Origin of the sequence: Methyloceanibacter sp., from assembly GCF_050728395.1 — a bacterium.
GTDB lineage: Bacteria > Pseudomonadota > Alphaproteobacteria > Rhizobiales > Methyloligellaceae > Methyloceanibacter.
In genome coordinates this window covers 1-18026 of sequence record NZ_JBOHJB010000008.1, presented here as the reverse complement: position 1 = coordinate 18026, position 18026 = coordinate 1, and the positions used below count along the sequence as shown (strand labels likewise).

At 63.7% G+C, this 18026-nt stretch carries 14 protein-coding genes; 10 read left to right on the top strand and 4 right to left on the bottom strand.

Features of this window, described 5'->3' with window-relative positions:
- Positions 1-6 precede the first annotated feature (6 nt).
- A complete protein-coding gene (locus ACREC7_RS02695) occupies positions 7-483 on the top strand; it encodes a type II toxin-antitoxin system RatA family toxin (protein WP_431554148.1) in 477 nt (158 codons plus the stop codon).
- On the opposite strand, the gene ACREC7_RS02690 is transcribed toward ACREC7_RS02695, so the two are convergent.
- Positions 472-975 carry a CinA family protein gene (locus ACREC7_RS02690; RefSeq protein WP_431554147.1) on the bottom strand — a complete coding sequence of 168 codons (504 nt, stop codon included), beginning with the start codon at positions 973-975 and terminating at the stop codon, positions 472-474. The two genes, ACREC7_RS02695 and ACREC7_RS02690, sit on opposite strands and share 12 nt — an antisense overlap.
- 10 nt (positions 976-985) lie before the next feature.
- Positions 986-2167 carry a bifunctional 2-C-methyl-D-erythritol 4-phosphate cytidylyltransferase/2-C-methyl-D-erythritol 2,4-cyclodiphosphate synthase gene (locus tag ACREC7_RS02685; RefSeq protein WP_431554146.1) on the bottom strand — a complete coding sequence of 394 codons (1182 nt, stop codon included), beginning with the start codon at positions 2165-2167 and terminating at the stop codon, positions 986-988.
- A gap of 174 nt (positions 2168-2341) precedes the next feature.
- On the opposite strand from ACREC7_RS02685, the gene ACREC7_RS02680 reads away from it, so the two are divergent.
- The 6 genes from ACREC7_RS02680 to hflX all read left to right on the top strand — a co-directional run bounded on the left by ACREC7_RS02680 (position 2342) and on the right by hflX (position 10722).
- The gene (locus ACREC7_RS02680) at positions 2342-3487 is read left to right on the top strand and encodes a two-component system sensor histidine kinase NtrB (RefSeq protein ID WP_431554145.1); all 1146 of its coding nucleotides are present in this window, start codon (positions 2342-2344) and stop codon (positions 3485-3487) included.
- 4 nt (positions 3488-3491) lie between these two features.
- Complete coding sequence (gene ntrC / locus ACREC7_RS02675) at positions 3492-4934, top strand: nitrogen regulation protein NR(I) (protein WP_431554187.1); 1443 nt, start codon at positions 3492-3494, stop codon at positions 4932-4934.
- Between the two features lie 273 nt (positions 4935-5207).
- Positions 5208-7481 (top strand): ATP-binding protein, encoded by a 2274-nt coding sequence (locus ACREC7_RS02670; protein WP_431554144.1) that lies wholly within the window; start codon positions 5208-5210, stop codon positions 7479-7481.
- A gap of 15 nt (positions 7482-7496) precedes the next feature.
- Entirely contained in the window at positions 7497-8894 is a 1398-nt protein-coding gene (locus ACREC7_RS02665) for a sigma-54-dependent transcriptional regulator (RefSeq protein WP_431554143.1), read from the top strand.
- 154 nt (positions 8895-9048) lie between these two features.
- Positions 9049-9300: an RNA chaperone Hfq gene (gene hfq, locus ACREC7_RS02660; protein ID WP_431554142.1), complete on the top strand. Its 252-nt coding sequence runs from the start codon at positions 9049-9051 to the stop codon at positions 9298-9300.
- Positions 9301-9309: 9 nt separating this feature from the next.
- Complete coding sequence (hflX, locus tag ACREC7_RS02655; RefSeq protein ID WP_431554186.1) at positions 9310-10722, top strand: GTPase HflX; 1413 nt, start codon at positions 9310-9312, stop codon at positions 10720-10722.
- Here the strand turns inward: hflX and mazG are convergent, their stop codons facing one another.
- Together mazG and ACREC7_RS02645 are read right to left on the bottom strand one after the other, a co-directional pair.
- On the bottom strand, positions 10723-11598 hold the full coding sequence (mazG, locus tag ACREC7_RS02650; RefSeq protein ID WP_431554141.1) for a nucleoside triphosphate pyrophosphohydrolase: 876 nt from the start codon (positions 11596-11598) through the stop codon (positions 10723-10725).
- A 188-nt stretch (positions 11599-11786) separates the two neighbouring features.
- Complete coding sequence (locus ACREC7_RS02645; RefSeq protein WP_431554140.1) at positions 11787-13313, bottom strand: leucyl aminopeptidase; 1527 nt, start codon at positions 13311-13313, stop codon at positions 11787-11789.
- 284 nt (positions 13314-13597) lie between these two features.
- Between ACREC7_RS02645 and lptF the strand changes: the two genes are divergently transcribed.
- The 3 genes from lptF to ACREC7_RS02630 all read left to right on the top strand — a co-directional run.
- Positions 13598-14779: an LPS export ABC transporter permease LptF gene (gene lptF, locus ACREC7_RS02640; protein WP_431554139.1), complete on the top strand. Its 1182-nt coding sequence runs from the start codon at positions 13598-13600 to the stop codon at positions 14777-14779.
- Between the two features lie 8 nt (positions 14780-14787).
- Positions 14788-15894 carry an LPS export ABC transporter permease LptG gene (gene lptG, locus ACREC7_RS02635; protein ID WP_431554138.1) on the top strand — a complete coding sequence of 369 codons (1107 nt, stop codon included), beginning with the start codon at positions 14788-14790 and terminating at the stop codon, positions 15892-15894.
- The coding region (locus ACREC7_RS02630; protein ID WP_431554137.1) for an LPS-assembly protein LptD at positions 15894-18026 on the top strand (2133 nt) is incomplete at its 3' end. The genes lptG and ACREC7_RS02630, both read left to right, overlap by 1 nt.

Here is an 18026-nt window from a genome sequence, read left to right as displayed (position 1 = left end):
ACTTTCATGCACGTCTATGAGACCAAGCACCCCGTAGGCCATAGCGCCGAGGACATGTTCAAGCTCGTGGCCGACGTGGAGCTTTACCCGAAATTCCTGCCGCTCTGCGAAGCGTTGAAGCTCAAGCGCCGTGAGCTCCGCGACGGCAAGGACGTGCTCATCGCCACCATGACCGTCGGCTACAAGCTGATCCGCGAGAGCTTCACCACCGAAGTCGTCCTCGACGCCGACGCCGGCACCATCATCGTGCATTATCTCGACGGGCCGTTCTCGTTTCTCGAGAACCGCTGGAGCTTCATCCCGCTAACGCCAACGAGCAGCGAGATCGATTTCTATATCGCCTACAGCTTTCGCTCGCGACTTTTGGAGCGGCTAATGGGCGGGCTGTTCGACCGGGCGGTGCGCAAATATACCGACGCCTTCGAAGCGCGCGCCGACACAATTTACGGAACCCGCTCGCCCTCGCTCGCCTCACAGCAATGAAGCAAGCAGCGCGAGCGCGCAGCGCACGCTTTCGCGCCTGATCTCGGCCCGCCCGATATCGCCGAGCAGAAGCCGCTCGTGACTGACCGGCGCGTCGCGGACAGCCGCGGCGAGGTGCACAAGCCCGATCGGTTTCTCCGCCGTCCCGCCCGAAGGCCCGGCGATGCCGGTGATGGCGACGGCGAGCGTGGCCCGGGAATGGGTGAGCGTGCCGCCGACCATGGCGCGGGCAACGTCTTCGCTCACCGCGCCGTGCCGCTCGATCAGCCATACGGGAACGCCGAGCATCTCGCTTTTCGCCGCGTTCGAATAGGTGACGAAGCCGCGATCGAGCACGTCGGAAGAGCCGGGGATGGCGGTGAACGTGGCGGCGAGCAGGCCCCCGGTGCACGACTCCGCGGTGGCGAGCAAGATCCCGCGTTGGCGGCAGGCGTCCAACAGCGCCGCGGCATCGGCGATGATCCGCTGGTCGATCACGAGCGGGTCGATCATCGGCGTACCGTCATGGCAGGCGGACCGTGGCGGTGGCCATGGCCGCGATCCCTTCGCCACGCCCGATGAAGCCGAGGCCTTCATTGGTCGTGGCCTTGATGCTGATCTCGGCGATATCGAGGCCGATGCACGCGGCAAGCTTCGCCCGCATCGCCTCGCGATAGGGCCCGATGCGTGGAGCTTCGCAGATGAAGGTCACATCGACATGTACGATCTCACCGCCGCGGGCTTTGAGCCTGGCCACGGCATCCTTGAGAAAGAGTTCGGAGGCGGCACCGCGCCAGCGTGCATCCGAGGGCGGGAAGTGAACGCCGATATCGCCGTCGGCAATCGTGCCGAGCAGAGCGTCGGTGAGCGCATGCATGCCGACGTCGGCGTCGCTGTGGCCGACGAGCTTCTTCTGGTGCGGAATGCGCACGCCGCACAGGACCACCGCATCGCCAGGACCGAAGGCATGCACGTCGTAGCCGGTGGCCACGCGCTGCGTGCCAAGCGCACTCTGTGACCGAAGTCGCACGAGCTCATCGGCGCTTGCGATGTCCTCGGCCGAAGTGAGCTTACGATTGGCTTCCGAGCCTTCGACCAGCGCGACGTCGAGGCCGTACCATTGAGCGATGCCGGCATCGTCGGTGAAAATGCCGCCGTCTTTCGCCGCGGCGCGATGCGCGGCAAGAATGGCATCGAAGCGGAAGCCTTGCGGGGTCTGCGCGCGCCACAAATCTTCGCGGGGAAGGGTGCCTGCCGCGCGCAGACCTCTTCCCATCGTCAAAGTATCGGTCACCGGCAGGCAGGGCAGCGCGCCGGTATGGCTGTCGAGACTGCCGATGACGCGGCTGATCAATCCGGCATCGACAAAGGGGCGCGCGGCATCATGGATCAGGACATGCGCAGGTGGGTTGGCGGCAAGGGCCTCGAGCCCGGCGCGCACGGACTGCTGGCGATGCGCGCCGCCAGGCGCCGGAGGCCGCAAACGAGCGGCGAAGTGCTTCGCAGCATTTTCGTAAAGCCCAAGGTCGTCCGGATGGATGACCACCGTGACCTCATCGACGTTCGGATGACCGGCGAAAGCAGCGATCGCGCGGGCCAGCATCGGCACGCCCCCGATCGGCAAATACTGCTTTGGGATCAGTGACTTCTCGCCATCCGCGCGGACGCCTCGCCCGGCCGCTACGATGAGCGCCGACACGCTCATGAAACGCCCCGCCGCGTGTTAGCACATGCCGAACAACCCTTTGTGCACTGCGGCAAAAGTCGTATTGCTCTTGCGAGAAATACACCATATTCTGCCCAATAAAAGATCATGGGGCGGTGCTGCATATTCTTTGTGCACATCCAAATTTGTCGTGAGGTCACGAGGATACACTGGTTGAGCGCCTCTTCCAAAAAACCGGGCGCGCGGCGTCTCATTCAAGCGGCGCAGTTTCCGAGCGAAGCGCTGCTGAATGCGCTGCCCCATCCGCTGCTCTTGATCGGCGAGGGGCTGCGCATCGAATACGTCAACACCCCGGCCGAGGATTTCTTCCAAATGAGTGCGGCGGTTCTCTGCCGGCGCAAGCTCACGGACGTCATTGCCTTCGGCAGCCCGCTCATCGCGCTCGTCGAGCAGGTGCAGCGGAACGAGACGCATGTCAATGAATACGGCGTCGACCTCGGCTCGTACCGTTTCGATGCGCCGAAGCTCGTCGACCTTTATGGCGGTCCGCTACCCGAAGCGCCCGGCTGCGTGCTCTTGATGCTGCAACAGCGCAGCATGGCGCAGATGATCGAACGCCAGCTCACCCATCGCGGCGCCGCGCGTTCCGTCTCGGCTCTCGCCGCGGTGCTCGCCCATGAAATCAAGAACCCACTCTCCGGCATCAGGGGCGCCGCCCAACTGATCGAAAACGAGCGTCCGGACTTCGACCGCACGCTCACTCAACTCATCTGCGCCGAAGTCGACCGCATCTGCAAGCTCGTGGACCGCATGGAGATATTCGGCGATGAGCGGCCTCTGGCGCGGGAGCCGGTCAACATTCACGACGTGCTCGATCACGTGAAGCAGATCGCCGCCAACGGCTTCGCCCGCCGGATCAAGATCGTCGAGCACTACGATCCATCCTTGCCGTCGGTGCCGGGGAGCCGCGACAAGCTCATCCAGGTGTTCCTCAATCTCGTCAAGAATGCCGCCGAAGCGATCGGCGAGGAACGCCCCGACGGCCAGATTACCCTCACCACCTCCTTCCGCCCCGGGGTGCGTCTCTCGGTTCCTGGAAGCCAGGCGCGGGTGAGCCTGCCGCTCGAGATCGCCGTGGAAGACAACGGCGCCGGCGTTCCCACCGACCTCATGCCGCATCTCTTCGATCCCTTCGTCACCACCAAGCCGTCGGGGACCGGCCTTGGCCTCGCGCTCGTGGCCAAGATCATCGGCGACCATGGCGGCATCATCGAATGCGACTCGCGCCCGCGGCAGACGGTGTTCCGCGCCCTGATGCCGATGGCCGACAGCGAAACAGCACACTCGGGGCATGCTTAAGAAAATGGCCAAAGGCAATATTCTCATCGCCGACGATGACGCCGCGATCCGCACGGTACTGAACCAGGCGCTCGCCCGCGCGGGCTATGCCCCACGCGCCACCGGCAATGCAGCGACGCTCTGGCGCTGGATCAGCCAAGGGGAGGGGGATCTCGTCATCACCGACGTGCTGATGCCGGACGAAAGCGCCTTCGATCTCATCCCGCGGGTGAAGAAGCTCAGGCCGGAACTGCCGATCATCGTGATGAGCGCGCAGAACACCTTCATGACCGCGATCACCGCGGCTGAACGCGGCGCCTACGAATATCTGCCCAAGCCTTTCGATCTGAACGAGCTCATCTCTGTCGTCGGGCGCGCGCTCGCCGAACCGCGGCGCAAGACGCAGCGGCTTGCCGCCGAGCCGAGCGAGGGGCTGCCGCTGATCGGCCGCTGCCCGGCCATGCAGGAAATCTACCGCGTGCTGGCGAGGCTCACCCAGACCGACCTCACGGTGATGATCACCGGCGAGTCGGGGACCGGCAAGGAGCTCGTCGCTCTCGCGCTGCACGAATACGGCAAGCGCCGCCACGGCCCGTTTGTCGCCATCAACATGGCGGCGATCCCGCGCGAGCTCATCGAATCGGAATTGTTCGGTCATGAGAAGGGCGCCTTCACCGGCGCTCAGAACCGGCACGTCGGGCGCTTCGAGCAGTCGGAAGGCGGCACGCTGTTTCTCGACGAGATCGGCGACATGCCCATGGAGGCGCAGACCCGGCTCCTTCGCGTATTGCAGCAAGGCGAGTACACGACGGTCGGCGGACGCACCCCGATCCGCACCAATGTGCGGATCGTCGCCGCCACCAACCGCGACCTGCAGCAGCAGATCGACCAGGGCCTGTTCCGCGAAGATCTGTTCTACCGATTGAACGTGGTGCCGTTGCGCCTGCCGCCGTTGCGCGAAAGGCTCGAGGATATTCCCGATCTCGTGCGCCACTTTCTCAGTATCGCCGAGCAGGAGGGGCTTCCCTCCAAGAGCTTCGAGCCTGCGGCCATCGAACGGCTCAAGCGCTATCACTGGCCGGGAAACGTTCGCGAGCTGGAAAATCTCGTGCGCCGCCTCTCGGCGATCTATGCGCAAGACATGGTCACCGGCGAGATGGTGGATAACGAGCTGGCAAGCGCCAGCCGGGCCCCCTTCAACGACACGACCGAGCGCACCGGCGATCTCTCGGAGTCCGTGGAGCGCTTCCTGTCGGACTATTTCATGGGCTTCGGCCAGGAGCTGCCGCCGTCAGGTCTCTATACCCGGGTTTTGCGCAAGGTCGAATTTCCGCTGATCACCGCGGCGCTCGTGGCAACGCGCGGGAATCAGATTCGCGCTGCCGACCTGCTTGGGCTCAACCGCAACACTTTGCGAAAAAAAATTCGCGACCTCGGCATCAAGGTCATTCGCACCCCAGGCCTCTAGCCGTCCGGAATTTCACCGAAAATTGAGCACCTTGGCACTCGATGGTGCCAAATCGCCACACTTGTGCTCATGTCGCCAAGACGCCACATTGTGATCTTATTGCATCAGCCTTGAGGCTCGCGTCCCTCACATTGCGGCACAGTTGAGCGGGGAGAGGGGTTGAGTAGCTTCCGGCACCCATTGCGAAAGACCGCGGAAGCGTTGGGGCTTTGGCGTACGCGCCAAGGCAAGGCGCAACCGCGCGGCGAAGAGCCCCAATCCGAGCCATCGACGGTGGCTGACTCAGCCCCCGGAGCTGGGCGATCGGCGCGCCGGCTGCCCTTCACCCTTGGCCTCATCACCATGATGCTGTCGCTCGGCTCCGGCCTTGCGACCTACGCCATCCTGACCGGCCTCACGCCCATCGTGCCGACCCATCTCGTCGTGGTCGGCATGCTGCTGATCAACCTCGTGCTCGTGCTCGCGATGGTGATGATCATCGCTTGGCAGGTGACGGGGCTTTGGCTTGCCCGCCGCCGTCAGGTTGCCGGCGCGCAGCTGCATGTCCGCATCGTCAGCCTGTTCAGCGTCATCGCCGTGGTGCCGGCGATCCTGCTCGCGATCTTCGCCAGCGTCTCGCTCGACCGCGGGCTGGACCGCTGGTTCTCCACCCGCACCAAGTCCATCATTCAGAACTCGGTCGACGTGGCCACCGCCTATGTGCAAGAGCACGGCCAAGTGATCCGCGCCGATGCCCTCGGCATGGCCAAGGACATCGACGAGGCGGTCAACCTCGTGAAATCGCGGCCGCAGGCCTTCGGCAATTTCCTGTCCGCGCAAGCCTCGATCCGGGCGCTGCCCATCGCCTATTTGATCGACGGCCACGGCAAGATCCTCGCCACTGCGGCGACGCTGAAGGACGTTCCCTACGAGGCCCCTCCGGCCCAGGCAATGGATCTCGCCAAGAACGGCCAGACAATCGTGATCGCGCCGGGCAGGACGGCGATGGTCGGCGCCATCAAGGCGCTCGAGAATTTCAACGACACCTACCTCTACGTGGTCAGGCCGGTGAATGCCCAGGTGTTGCAGCAGCTGCGCGCGACCCGCGCCAACGTTGCCGAATATCAGCTGCTCGAGCAGCGCCGCGCCGGCGTACAGGTGGCTTTCGGGCTCATGTATGTGGCCATGGCGCTCACGCTGCTGCTCTCCGCCATCTGGATCGGCATGTGGTTCGCCAATCGCCTCGTGGCGCCGATCCGCCAGCTGATGGGCGCGGCGCAGCAGATCTCGCAAGGCAATCTCGACGTGGCGGTCAACACCAAGCCGGCCGACGGCGACCTCGCCGTGCTCGGCTCGACCTTCAACACCATGACCTCCGAGCTCAAGAGCCAACGTGATGCGCTGGTTGGCGCCAATACCACGCTCGACGAGCGCCGCCGCTTCATGGAGGCGGTGCTGTCCGGCGTCACCGCCGGCGTGGTTGGCGTCGACGCCGACGGCACGATCACGCTGGTCAACCGCTCAGCCGAGGAGCTGCTCGGAGCCAAGGAGACGAACCTCACCGGCAAGCCGCTCGCCGACGCCGTCCCGGAATTCGGGGCGCTGATGAAGCGTGCGCAGAAGCAGGGGAAGCGGCTCCTCACCGACCAAATCTCGCTGTTGCGCGCCGGCTCGGAACGCAATTTCGCCGTCCGTGTCACCACCGAAGGAACCGCGCAGCAAGCGCAAGGTTATGTCGTGACCTTCGACGACATCACCGAGCTTGTCAGCGCCCAGCGCAGCACCGCCTGGGCCGACGTCGCCCGGCGCATCGCCCACGAGATCAAGAACCCGCTGACCCCGATCCAACTTTCCGCCGAACGTATCCGCCGCAAGTACGGCGATTCCATCACCAAGGACCGCGAAGTGTTCGACCAGTGCACCGACACCATCATCCGCCAGGTCTCCGACATCGGCAGGATGGTGGACGAATTTTCGGCCTTTGCCCGCATGCCGAAGCCGGTGATGGAGCAGAACGACATCCGCGAGATCGTGCGGGAGGCCGTGTTCCTGTTCCAGGTCAGCCGGCCTGAGATCACCTTCGAGCTCGATCTGCCTGAGAAGCCCGCGGTCATGCTGTCGGATCGCCGGCTGCTCGCCCAGGCCGTCACCAATCTGGTCAAGAATGCAAGCGAGGCCATCGACACGGCGCTCGAAGCCGATCCTGATCGTGCCGACAAGGGGCATGTCATCGCCAAGGTGCGCAGCAAGGGCGACCGGCTGCAGATCACCGTGATCGACAACGGCTGCGGGCTCCCCAAGGAGAACCGCCAGCGGCTCGTCGAGCCTTACATGACGACGCGCGCCAAAGGCACGGGCCTCGGCTTGGCAATCGTGCAGCGGATCACCGAGCAGCACGGCGGAGCTTTGCAGCTTGCCGATGCGCCGCGGCGCAGCGGCAAAATTCAAGGAGCTTCGGTGCGCATGGACCTCCCCATCCGGGAGATGGACGAGGTCTCCACAACGACCGAAGCAGATGCCGGGAACGGCGCCCGGCACCATACCAAGACACCCGAGGCGGCAGAATAGAGGAGGGAGCAACCAATGGCGTCTGACATCCTCATCGTCGACGACGAGGCCGACATCAGAGAGTTGATCTCCGGCATCCTCGAGGATGAAGGCCACGGCACGCGCCTGGCCAAGGACAGCGACGAGACGCTCGCCGCCGTCGAGGAGCGCAAGCCGTCGCTGGTGATCCTCGACATTTGGCTGCAAGGCAGCAAGCTCGACGGGCTCGAGCTGCTCGACCGCATCAAGCGGAGCCATCCCGACCTGGCGGTGGTGATCATCAGCGGCCACGGCAACATCGAGACCGCCGTCGCCGCCATCAAGCGCGGGGCTTACGACTATATCGAGAAGCCGTTCAAGGCCGACCGGCTGGTGCTGATCGTCGCGCGCGCGCTGGAAGCCACGAAATTGAAACGCGAGAACCGGGAGCTGCGCGAGCGGAGCGCCTACAGTTTCGAGATGATCGGCCGCTCGAGCGCCATCAACCAGCTTCGCCAGGCGATCGAGAAGGTAGCCCCCACCAATAGCCGCGTGCTCATCACCGGCCCCTCGGGCTGCGGCAAGGAGCTTGGCGCCCGCGTCATGCACATGAAATCGGCGCGCGCCGACGGGCCCTTCGTGGTGCTCAACGCCGCAGCCATGGTGCCCGATCGCGTGGAGCTCGAGCTGTTCGGCACCGAGGAGGGCGCTGGCTCAGGTCCGCGCAAGGTTGGCGCCCTCGAAGAGGCGCATATGGGCTCGCTCTATATCGACGAGGTGAGCGACATGCCGCTCGAGACGCAAGGGAAGATCCTGCGCGTCCTCGTCGAGCAGCGCTTCCAGCGGCTGGGCGGCGGAACGAAAGTGCATGTGGACGTGCGTGTCATCTCCTCGACCAGCCGCGAGCTGCAGAAGGAGATGTCCTCAGGACGTTTGCGCGAAGATTTGTTCCACCGCCTGAACGTGGTTCCCATCCGCGTCCCCGGACTTTCCGAACGTCGCGAGGACATCCCCGAGCTTGTCCGCTATTTCGTGCAGGCGATCTCGGTCGCCTCAGGCCTGCCGCCACGCCGCATCGGCGAGGACGCCATGGCCGTGCTCCAATCCCACGACTGGCCGGGCAATGTCCGCCAGCTCCGCAACAACATCGAGCGGCTGATGATCCTCATCGGCGGCGATGCCGACTCGATCATCACCGCCGACATGCTGCCCGATGAGATCATCTCGCCGGTGCCGCTGTCGCCCAACGGGGCAGGGGGCGAGCATCTGATGTCGCTGCCTTTGCGCGACGCGCGGGAGATCTTCGAGCGCGAATACCTCCTCGCCCAGGTCAACCGATTCGGGGGGAACATCTCGCGCACGGCCGAGTTCGTGGGCATGGAGCGCTCGGCGTTGCACCGCAAACTGCGTGCGTTGGGGGTCAATTCGACCGAGCGCGGAGCGGCGCTGCGCTAGGTCTTAACCATGTTTCGCTAGAGTTTCCAAAAGCAAATGCATCAGGGGTCTTGCGGTAACGCCCCGCAATCGCGTCTAATATGGCCGGCCCGCAGGAAGACACATTCGGGGCCGTAACAAAGCATAAGCGTGGACCTAAGGGACGGGGAAGCCCATGGCAACAGAACGCGCGCAAAGTCTGCAGGACACGTTTCTCAATCACGTTCGCAAGCAAAAGACTCCGCTCACGATATTTCTCGTGAACGGCGTGAAGCTCCAAGGCGTTGTCACCTGGTTCGACAATTTCTGTGTTTTACTGCGGCGCGATGGACATTCGCAGCTCGTTTACAAGCATGCCATTTCGACCATCATGCCTGGTCAACCGATTCAGTTGACCGAGTTCGGCGACACCGAAACCGGAGACTAGTTGCGCCCGATTGATCCGAAAGCGCTGAAGCGCAAGAAGCGGCCCCTAGCCGACGGGAAGAAGACTGGCGTCTCGGCACGTCATCCCACCAAGGCGATCGTGCTCGAGCCCGTGCTCGCCAAGGATCAGGCGCGCCCGACGGGGAAGGGTGAGCGGCGTTCCGCCCTGGCGCGTTCGCCAGAGGCGCGTCTCGAAGAGGCTCTCGGTCTCGCGCGCGCGATTGACCTCGAGGTGTGCGCGAGCGGTCTCGTGCCGTTGCCGCGCCCGCGGCCGGCGACCTTGTTCGGTTCGGGCAAGGTCTCCGAGCTTGAAGGCGTGATCCGCGCCGAGGGCGCAGAGCTCGTGATCGTCGACCATCCGCTCACCCCGGTGCAGCAGCGCAACCTGGAGACCGCGTGGGGCGCCAAGGTTCTCGACCGGACCGGATTAATTCTCGAAATCTTCGGCGCGCGGGCGCGCACGCGGGAAGGGCGCCTGCAGGTCGAGCTTGCCCATCTCGTCTATCAGAAGAGCCGGCTCGTCCGCTCCTGGACCCACCTCGAACGCCAGCGCGGCGGCTTCGGCTTCTTGGGCGGTCCCGGCGAAACTCAGATCGAGACCGACCGGCGCATCATCGGCGATCGGATCGAGAGCATTCGCGGCGAGCTCGAGCAGGTGCGCCGCACGCGCGCGCTTCACCGGAAATCGCGGGCGAAAGTGCCCTATCCTTCTGTGGCTCTCGTCGGCTACACCAATGCCGGCAAGTCGACCCTGTTCAACGCCCTGACCGGCGCCGGCGTGCTCGCCGAGGACACGCTGTTCGCCACGCTCGATCCCACCCACCGCGCCATTCGCCTGCCGCATGGCTCAAAAGCCGTGCTCTCCGACACCGTGGGGTTCATCTCCGACCTGCCGACCATGCTGATCGCCGCTTTCCGCGCCACGCTGGAAGAGGTGGTCGAGGCCGATTTGATCCTGCATGTGCGCGACATCGCCGATGAGGCGAGCATCTACCAGCGCGCCGACGTCAATGCCATCCTTCCCGAGCTCGGCGTCGACGCCGAGGCCGAGCCTTTGCGCCTGCTCGAAGTGTGGAACAAGGCCGACCGGCTCGACGCCGCCGCGAAGCGCCGGGTCGAGAATGAAGCTGCACGCGATCCCGCGCATCCTTGCCTGGTGTCGGCCGTCACCGGCGAGGGGCTCAAGGCGCTGCTAGGCGAGATCGAGACGAGGCTTAACCGCGCCCGCGATACGCTCGATCTCGTGCTTCAGCCCGAAGAGGGTGCGCTCTCCAATTGGATCTACGAGAATTGCGAGGTGATCGACCGTTCCGACCTCGGCGACGGCGTCACCCATTTGCGCATCCGCGTGGCGCCGGATAAGCGCTACCGGCTCGCCCGCCTCGCCGGACCAGCGCGCCTCGGCACCGCCGCGGCGGAGTAGCTATTCGCCGCCGCCGGTCTCGCCGGCCTTGGCCTCATCCCAGAGCTCGTCCATCTCTTCGAGCGTGGCGTCTTCCGGCGTGCGGCCTTCGGCGCGGAGAGCTGCCTCGATGCTGCGAAACCGCCGCACGAATTTGGCGTTGGCATCGCGCAAGGCGCCTTCCGCATCGAGGCCGAGATGGCGCGCGATATTCGCCATGACGAACAGCAGATCGCCGAACTCCTCGCTGACTTTCTTCGACGCCGCCGCGCCCGCCTCGCGCTTCTCGCCGGCAATGGCGGATTTGAGCTCGGCGATTTCTTCCTCGATTTTCGCAACCACGGGAGTGAGCGAAGGCCAGTCGAAGCCGACCCGCGCCGCGCGCGACTGGAGCTTAGCCGCGCGGGTGAGCGCGGGCAGGGCGACCGGCACATCGTCGAGCAATGACCCCGCCTCGTCTCCGGCGCCGCGCGCCGCGTAGCCACGAGCGGCGTCGCCACGAGTGGCCTTCTCCTCGGCCTTGATCCGCTCCCAGGTGCCACTCGTCAAAAACGCATCCCTGAGGCTCGCATCCTCGAACACGTGCGGGTGGCGCCGGATCATCTTCGCGGTGATGGCGTCGACCACATCGCCGAAGGCAAAGCGTCCGTCTTCTTCCGCCATGCGCGCGTGATAGGCCACCTGCAGCAGGAGATCGCCGAGTTCGTCCTTGAGCGCGTCGAAATCGCTCCGCGCGATCGCGTCGGCGACCTCATAGGCTTCCTCGATGGTGTATGGCGCGATGGTCGCGAAGCTCTGCCCGCGATCCCACGGGCAACCTGTCTCCGGATCGCGCAAGCGCGCCATCACCCGCAGAAGATCCTCGATGCGATAGGGCCTGGGCGGTTGCTCAGCCATGGAGCGGGGCAAGCGGCGCGCCTGCGAACCCTCGCCGCGTAGGCCGCATTTCCTTAACGGCACCAAGGGGATAGCCGAAACGCGCCGGTCTCGTCCCGTACCCTAGATTCGCATAAGGTATATTATGGAAAATTATCGGTAGGGTCGAATCGAGGGACGGAGCAGCAGCGCCGGGAGGCATCGCGGCCTCAGTGCTTCTCGTAATGATCGCGGATAAGTTGGTCGAGCAGACGCACGCCGAAGCCAGACCCCCAGCTGCGATTGATCTCGCTGTCGACCGACGACATCGCGGTGCCGGCGATGTCGAGATGCGCCCACGGCGTTCCTTCCTTGACGAAGCGCTGCAGGAATTGCGCGGCGGAAATCGAGCCGCCCCATCTGCCGCCGGTGTTCTTGATATCGGCGACCTTGGAGTCGATCATCTTGTCGTATTTGGGCCCGAGCGGCAGCCGCCACAATTTCTCGCCGGTGGTGTTGCCGGCATCGATCAGCCAGCCGGCGAGCTCGTTGTTGTTGCTGAAGAGCCCGGCATGCTCCTTGCCGAGCGCGACCATCACCGCACCGGTTAACGTCGCGAGGTTGATCAGCGCCCTCGGCTTGAAGCGGTCCTGCGCGTACCACAGACAATCGGCAAGCACCATCCGTCCCTCGGCGTCGGTGTTAAGAACTTCGATGGTGGTGCCGGACATGGCGGCGACGATGTCGCCAGGGCGCTGCGCGCTACCGCTCGGCATGTTCTCGACGAGGCCGATGATGCCGACGGCGTTGACCTTCGCCTTGCGTTGGGCAAGCTCGTGCATCAATCCGACGACGGAAGCAGCGCCGGCCATGTCGCCCTTCATGTCTTCCATGCCCGCCGCCGGCTTGATCGAGATGCCGCCGGTGTCGAAGGTGACGCCCTTGCCGACGAAGACGACGGGATCGCCGCCCTTGGCGCCAGCCCCCTTCCACTGCATCACCACCACGTGGCTCGGCCGCGCGCTCCCCTGCCCCACGGCGAGCAGCGCATTCATGCCGAGCCGCTCAAGCGTCTTGGGGGTGAACACGTTGACCCCAACGCCGAGCTTGGTGAGCTCCTTCGCGCGGGCGGCGAACTCGGCAGGGCCGAGCACGTTCGCCGGCTCGTTGACGAGATCGCGGGCAAGCGTGACGCCATCGGCGATAGCGCGCGAGCTCGCGTACAGCTTGGTGGCCGCGCGCGGATCGGCGGTGTGAATGACGATCTTCTTCAGCGTCTTGTCGTTGCTCTCGGCCGCGGCACCGTCCTTCTTCTTCGGCTTCGACTTGTACTTTCCGAACTTGTAGCCGCGCAGCGCGAGCCCGAGCGCGAAGTTGGCGGCGTGCTCAGGCGTCACGCCCTTGCTCGCGCCGTCAAGCACGATATGCGCCGTTGGGCCCTCTTTGCCGGTGAGCAATCCGCGCACGGTGCCGCCGAGATTGAGCCAGTCCTCGGCGCTATAGTCCGCGGTCTTCCCCGCCCCCATCAGCACGAGCCGCGAAAATTTCAGCCCCGCCGGCACGAGGAGGTCGACGGTCGACTCCTTCTTGCCCTTGAAGCCGCTGATATTTGCCGCCCGCGACAAGAGCCCCTTCGACTCCTTGTCGAGGTCCTTGGCCGCCGATGAGAGCTTTGGCCCCTCCTCGGCGAGGACGACGGCAACGCCCTCTTGCGGCAGGCTGAGATTGGCAAAGGAAATCGTGGTCTCGTCGCTCACGCGCGGGCTCCTCAAGGCTGTGACCCTCGCTCCCTTGTCAAAATGGTCAGAAAAGCGCCGCAAACGCGCCTCGGTTCGCGCGCTCATCTGATGCAGTCTTGCAACAGCGGGAGGGAATTCAAGACGCTCTTCCTAGTTCCTGTAGTGATGGAATGCAAGCTGGCCGAAAAAGCCGAAATTCGGCCATTTTGGCCTGATGAAGTTCGTGTTCGACGCGAGGCGGTTGGCGCGTCTTGGGGAATGCCAGCCGGCCAGGTGTTGATCGGGGACCTTAGAGAAGCGGCATGACCCTTTTCAGCCGATATGTTTTTCGGCAGGTGGCGAATGCGTTCGTCATCATTCTGGTCACTCTCACCACCATCGTCTGGCTCGCTACAGCCCTGAAACAGCTAGATCTTATCATCTCGCAGGGACAGGGCTTCGTGCTGTTCCTGAAGATGACTGTTCTCAGTCTTCCCGGCCTGATGGCGCTGATTGCGCCGAACGCGATGCTGATGGCCTCGCTCTACACCCTCGACCGGATGAACGGCGACAGCGAGCTGATCGTGATGACCGCCGCCGGCGCCCCCGTTTGGCGAATCGGCGCTCCCTTCGTGGTCCTCGCCGCCATGGTTTGCGTGGTGATCCTGATCTGCAATCTCTGGGTAATGCCGGCAAGCATGCGGGCGCTGCGTGCCCTGATCACCCAAGTTCGCACCGACGTGATCTCGCAAGTCCTTCAGCCTGGCCGGTTTTCCAGCACCGAGCCGGGACTGACCTTTCACATCCGCGATCGCTCGCCGACGGGCGATCTGCTCGGGCTCCTCGTGCATGACGAGCGCGACGACAAGTTGGTGATGAGCTATCTCGCGGCGCGCGGCCGCATCATCAGCAACGACGATGGCGCCTATCTCGTGATGTTCGACGGGCATGTTCATCGCTACGAGGTGAATGACCCATCTAAAGGCGTACAAATCGTCGCCTTCGACCAATATGTCCTGAATATTTCCGATCTCAGCCCCAAGGATACTTCAAGTAAAGAACTGCGCCCGCGCGAGCGTTATCTTAGTGAATTGCTCAACCCTGATCCTAAGTTATTGAAAAACAAGGGCGCCAGCGGCCAGCTGCGCACCGAGCTGCACGACCGCTTCTCGACCCCCTTTTATCCGCTGCTTTTCGCCTTCCTTGCCGTGGCCGTTCTCGGCCACGCGCGCACCACTCGCGAGAGCCGCTGGGCACAGATCCTTGTCGCCGCCGGAATCGCTGTAGGCCTGAGGGTTTCCGGCCTCACCGCCTCCAATTTGCTCACCCTGAGCGCGGCGGCAACACCCTTGGTTTATCTCATTCCAATTGGGGCGATTATCGTTGCGGCCTTGGTGGCGCACGTTAGAATGTCGCCAGAACTTCGGTCCAAGCTGAGTCTCCAGCTTAAGTTCGTACCAGACAACATAAAATTCTGGACCGGTCGGGGGATTGTGGCGAAGTGAAAGCGCAGATGCCAGGCATCAGTGCAGCGGGGACGCTCGCCCGCTATTTTTCGTTGCGCTTCCTCATCGCGATGCTGGCGATGTTCGCAATCTGCTGCGTGCTGATCTTCTTTGTCGATTTCATCGAGATGCTGCGGCGGGCCGGCAACTACGACAGCGATGTTTCCGGCTTCTTGCTCACCTGGATGACTCTGCTTCGTCTGCCCTCCTTCTCCGAGCTCACCCTCCCCTTCGCTGTGCTGATCGGCACGGTTGGTATTTTCCTGATGCTGAGCCGCTCTTCGGAGCTGATCGTCGTGCGCGCCGCCGGCGTATCGGTATGGCAATTCATGCTTCCCGCCATGATCGTTGCCTTCCTGCTCGGCATTGTGTTCGTGACGCTCTACAATCCCCTCGCCGCAAGCGCCCGCGCCGAAGCCGAGCGGCTCTACGCCAAGGCCTTCGACCGCGAAGACACGCTGCTCAAGACCAAGAACGCCGGTGCTTGGCTGCGCGAGGATGGCGCCGACGGGCCGTCCGTGCTCCACGCCGCACGGTCGTCCAATCAAGGCCTCGAGCTTAACGGCGTCACGGTGTTTCAATACGCTCCGGATCAATCCCCGACGGAGCGCATCGAAGCGCGTAAAGCGATCCTCAAGGACGGACGCTGGGAACTTGAGGACGCGTGGGTTAGTGCCGTGGGCAGCGAGCCCACTCTGTACAAACATTATCTGCTCAGCACCTACCTCACCCCGACGCAGGTGCGAGACACCCTCGGCACTGAGTTTTCGATTTCGTTCTGGGATCTCCCGAACTTCATCGAGATCGCGGAGCGGGCGGGACTGCCCGCAACGCAATATCGCGTGCAGTATCAACTCCTACTGTCGCGGCCTTTCTTGCTCATGACCATGGTGCTGATCGCGGCCACCTGTTCGCTTCGAGCATTCCGCTTCGGCAATGTTCAACTCAACGCATTGGGAGGAATCGCCGCAGGATTTGCCTTCTTCGTCCTCGCCGAGGTCTCGCGCAACTTCGCCATGGCGGGACTGACCTCGGCTATGGCCGCAGCCTGGGTGCCGATCGTCATCGCGGCGAGCCTCGCGCTCACCGTTCTCTTGTACAAAGAGGACGGGTGATGATGCTCGGCAACGGATCATTCATGCGCATGTGCCGGGCTGAGGCCGGCCTCGCCGCGTCTAAGGGCCTCCGCCTTGGAGCGTGGATGCGGGCGCTGTTTGTCTGCCTGCTCGCCGGCTCTCTCGCCCTCGGCACCACGTTGCCCGCCGCCGCCGCCGCCAAGAAGCAGAAGCAAAGCGACCTCGGCACTATTCTGAAGCCGCCGAGCGTGGACAAGAGCGAGCCCATGCTGCTGCAGGCCGACGAGATGATCTACGACAACGAGAACAACCGCGTGACGGCAAAAGGCAACGTCGAGATCTATTACGGCAACTACACGCTGCTGGCCGATCAGGTGATCTACGACCGCAACGCCAATACGTTGGCGGCGCAGGGCAACGTCCGCATCAAGGATCCCGAAGGCGCGATCATCACCTCGAACCAGATGACGCTGACCGACGACTTCCGCGACGGCTTCATCGATGCGCTGCGCGTCGTGACCAAGGACGATACGCGCATCGTGGCTCAGACCGCCTCGCGTGAAGCGGGCAACGTCACAGTGTTCCAGAACGGCTGGTTCACGCCTTGCAAGCCTTGCGAGGACAACCCGGACAAACCGCCAACCTGGCGCATCCGGGCAAAGACCATCATTCACCGCAAGGACGAGGCGACGATCACCTATCGCAACGCATTCTTTGACTTTTTCGGCGTGCCGATCATATGGGTCCCCTATTTCCAGAGCGCCGATCCCACGGTGAAACGCAAGTCCGGGTTCCTCATGCCGATGTACACCCAGTCCGACAGACTGGGGACGACGGTCACGGTGCCGTACTACTTCGCGCTCTCCGACCACTACGACTTCACCTTCGCGCCGATGTATACCTCGCAGCAAGGCGTTCTGTGGCAAGGCGACTGGCGTCATCGCCTGGCAAGCGGCGGTTATCGCATCGAGCTCGCCGGCGTGTTCAATGACGGCACCTTCGCATTCCCGAAGGACATCAATAGCGATTTCCGCGGCAGCTTGGTCACCCAAGGCAAGTTCGCGCTGAACCCCTATTGGTCGTGGGGCTGGGACGCTATCGCCGAGAGCGACGACACGTTCCGCCGCTTCTACAACCTCGACAGCGAGCTCAAGACGGATCGCATCTCGCAGCTCTATCTCGAGGGCCTACATGACCGCAATTATGCCAGCATGCGCTTCTACGAGACTGGCACGCTGCTGCGCACCCAGGATCCCCTTGCCGACGCGACGGTCTATCCCATCATCGACTACGACTACATCCTCAAGAACCCGATCGTCGGCGGCGAGCTGAGCTTCAACTCGAACGTGATGGCCTTGGCCAATGCCGACGGCACGGATTCCAACCGGATCATTATGCAGACGGCTTGGCGACGGCAGCTTATCGACCCGATCGGTGAGGTGTTCACGCCTTTCGCCCAGTTGCGCGGCGATCTCTACGGCGTGAACGAGTTCGTCGACCCGGCCACCGATGTTCCGTCGAGCGGCGCTCTGGTGCGCGGTACGGCTGTTGCCGGCGCGGAGTATCGCTACCCGTTCATCGCCACTACCGGCAGTGTCGCCCACGTCTTCGAGCCGATCGGGCAGATCATTGGCCGGCCGGATTCAGTTGGCGTCGATCAGTCGGAGATTCCCAACGAGGACGCGAAGAGCCTGGTGTTCGACGACACCATCCTGTTCGACATCGACAAGTTCTCCGGTTACGACCGCATCGAGACCGGCACGCGCGCCAATGTCGGCGTGCGCTACACCGCACAACTGCCTTCCGGCGCTTATGCCCGCGCGGTGGTCGGCGAGAGTTATCAGCTCGCCGGCCAGAACCCCTTCGACCAGAACAGCGGCCTCGGCACCAGATCTTCCGACTATGTGACCGGCCTCTATTTGCAAGCGGCAAGATATTTGTCGCTCACGGGACAGGCGCGCTTCAACGTGGACACCCTCGATCTGATGCGCACCGACCTCGGTTCGACGGCGAACTTGGGTCCCATCGACCTGATGCTGAACTATGCCGAGATCGCGCCCGAGGCCGTAACGCCGGACGTCATCACTCCCACGACCAAGAACGACAATCAGGAGCGGCGCCAGGAGATCCTCGGCAAGGGCGCTTTGTCCCTGACCGACACCTGGGCTCTG

Bases quoted from the DNA above. Each gene is read 5' to 3' on its own strand.
- ntrC (WP_431554187.1), top strand. From the start codon at position 3,492: ATGGCCAAAGGCAATATTCTCATCGCCGACGATGACGCCGCGATCCGC.
- ACREC7_RS02665 (WP_431554143.1), top strand. From the start codon at position 7,497: ATGGCGTCTGACATCCTCATCGTCGACGACGAGGCCGACATCAGAGAG.
- ACREC7_RS02685 (WP_431554146.1), bottom strand. From the start codon at position 2,167: ATGAGCGTGTCGGCGCTCATCGTAGCGGCCGGGCGAGGCGTCCGCGCG.
- mazG (WP_431554141.1), bottom strand. From the start codon at position 11,598: ATGGCTGAGCAACCGCCCAGGCCCTATCGCATCGAGGATCTTCTGCGG.
- hfq (WP_431554142.1), top strand. From the start codon at position 9,049: ATGGCAACAGAACGCGCGCAAAGTCTGCAGGACACGTTTCTCAATCAC.
- ACREC7_RS02690 (WP_431554147.1), bottom strand. From the start codon at position 975: ATGATCGACCCGCTCGTGATCGACCAGCGGATCATCGCCGATGCCGCG.
- ACREC7_RS02695 (WP_431554148.1), top strand. From the start codon at position 7: ATGCACGTCTATGAGACCAAGCACCCCGTAGGCCATAGCGCCGAGGAC.
- lptG (WP_431554138.1), top strand. From the start codon at position 14,788: ATGCCAGGCATCAGTGCAGCGGGGACGCTCGCCCGCTATTTTTCGTTG.
- lptF (WP_431554139.1), top strand. From the start codon at position 13,598: ATGACCCTTTTCAGCCGATATGTTTTTCGGCAGGTGGCGAATGCGTTC.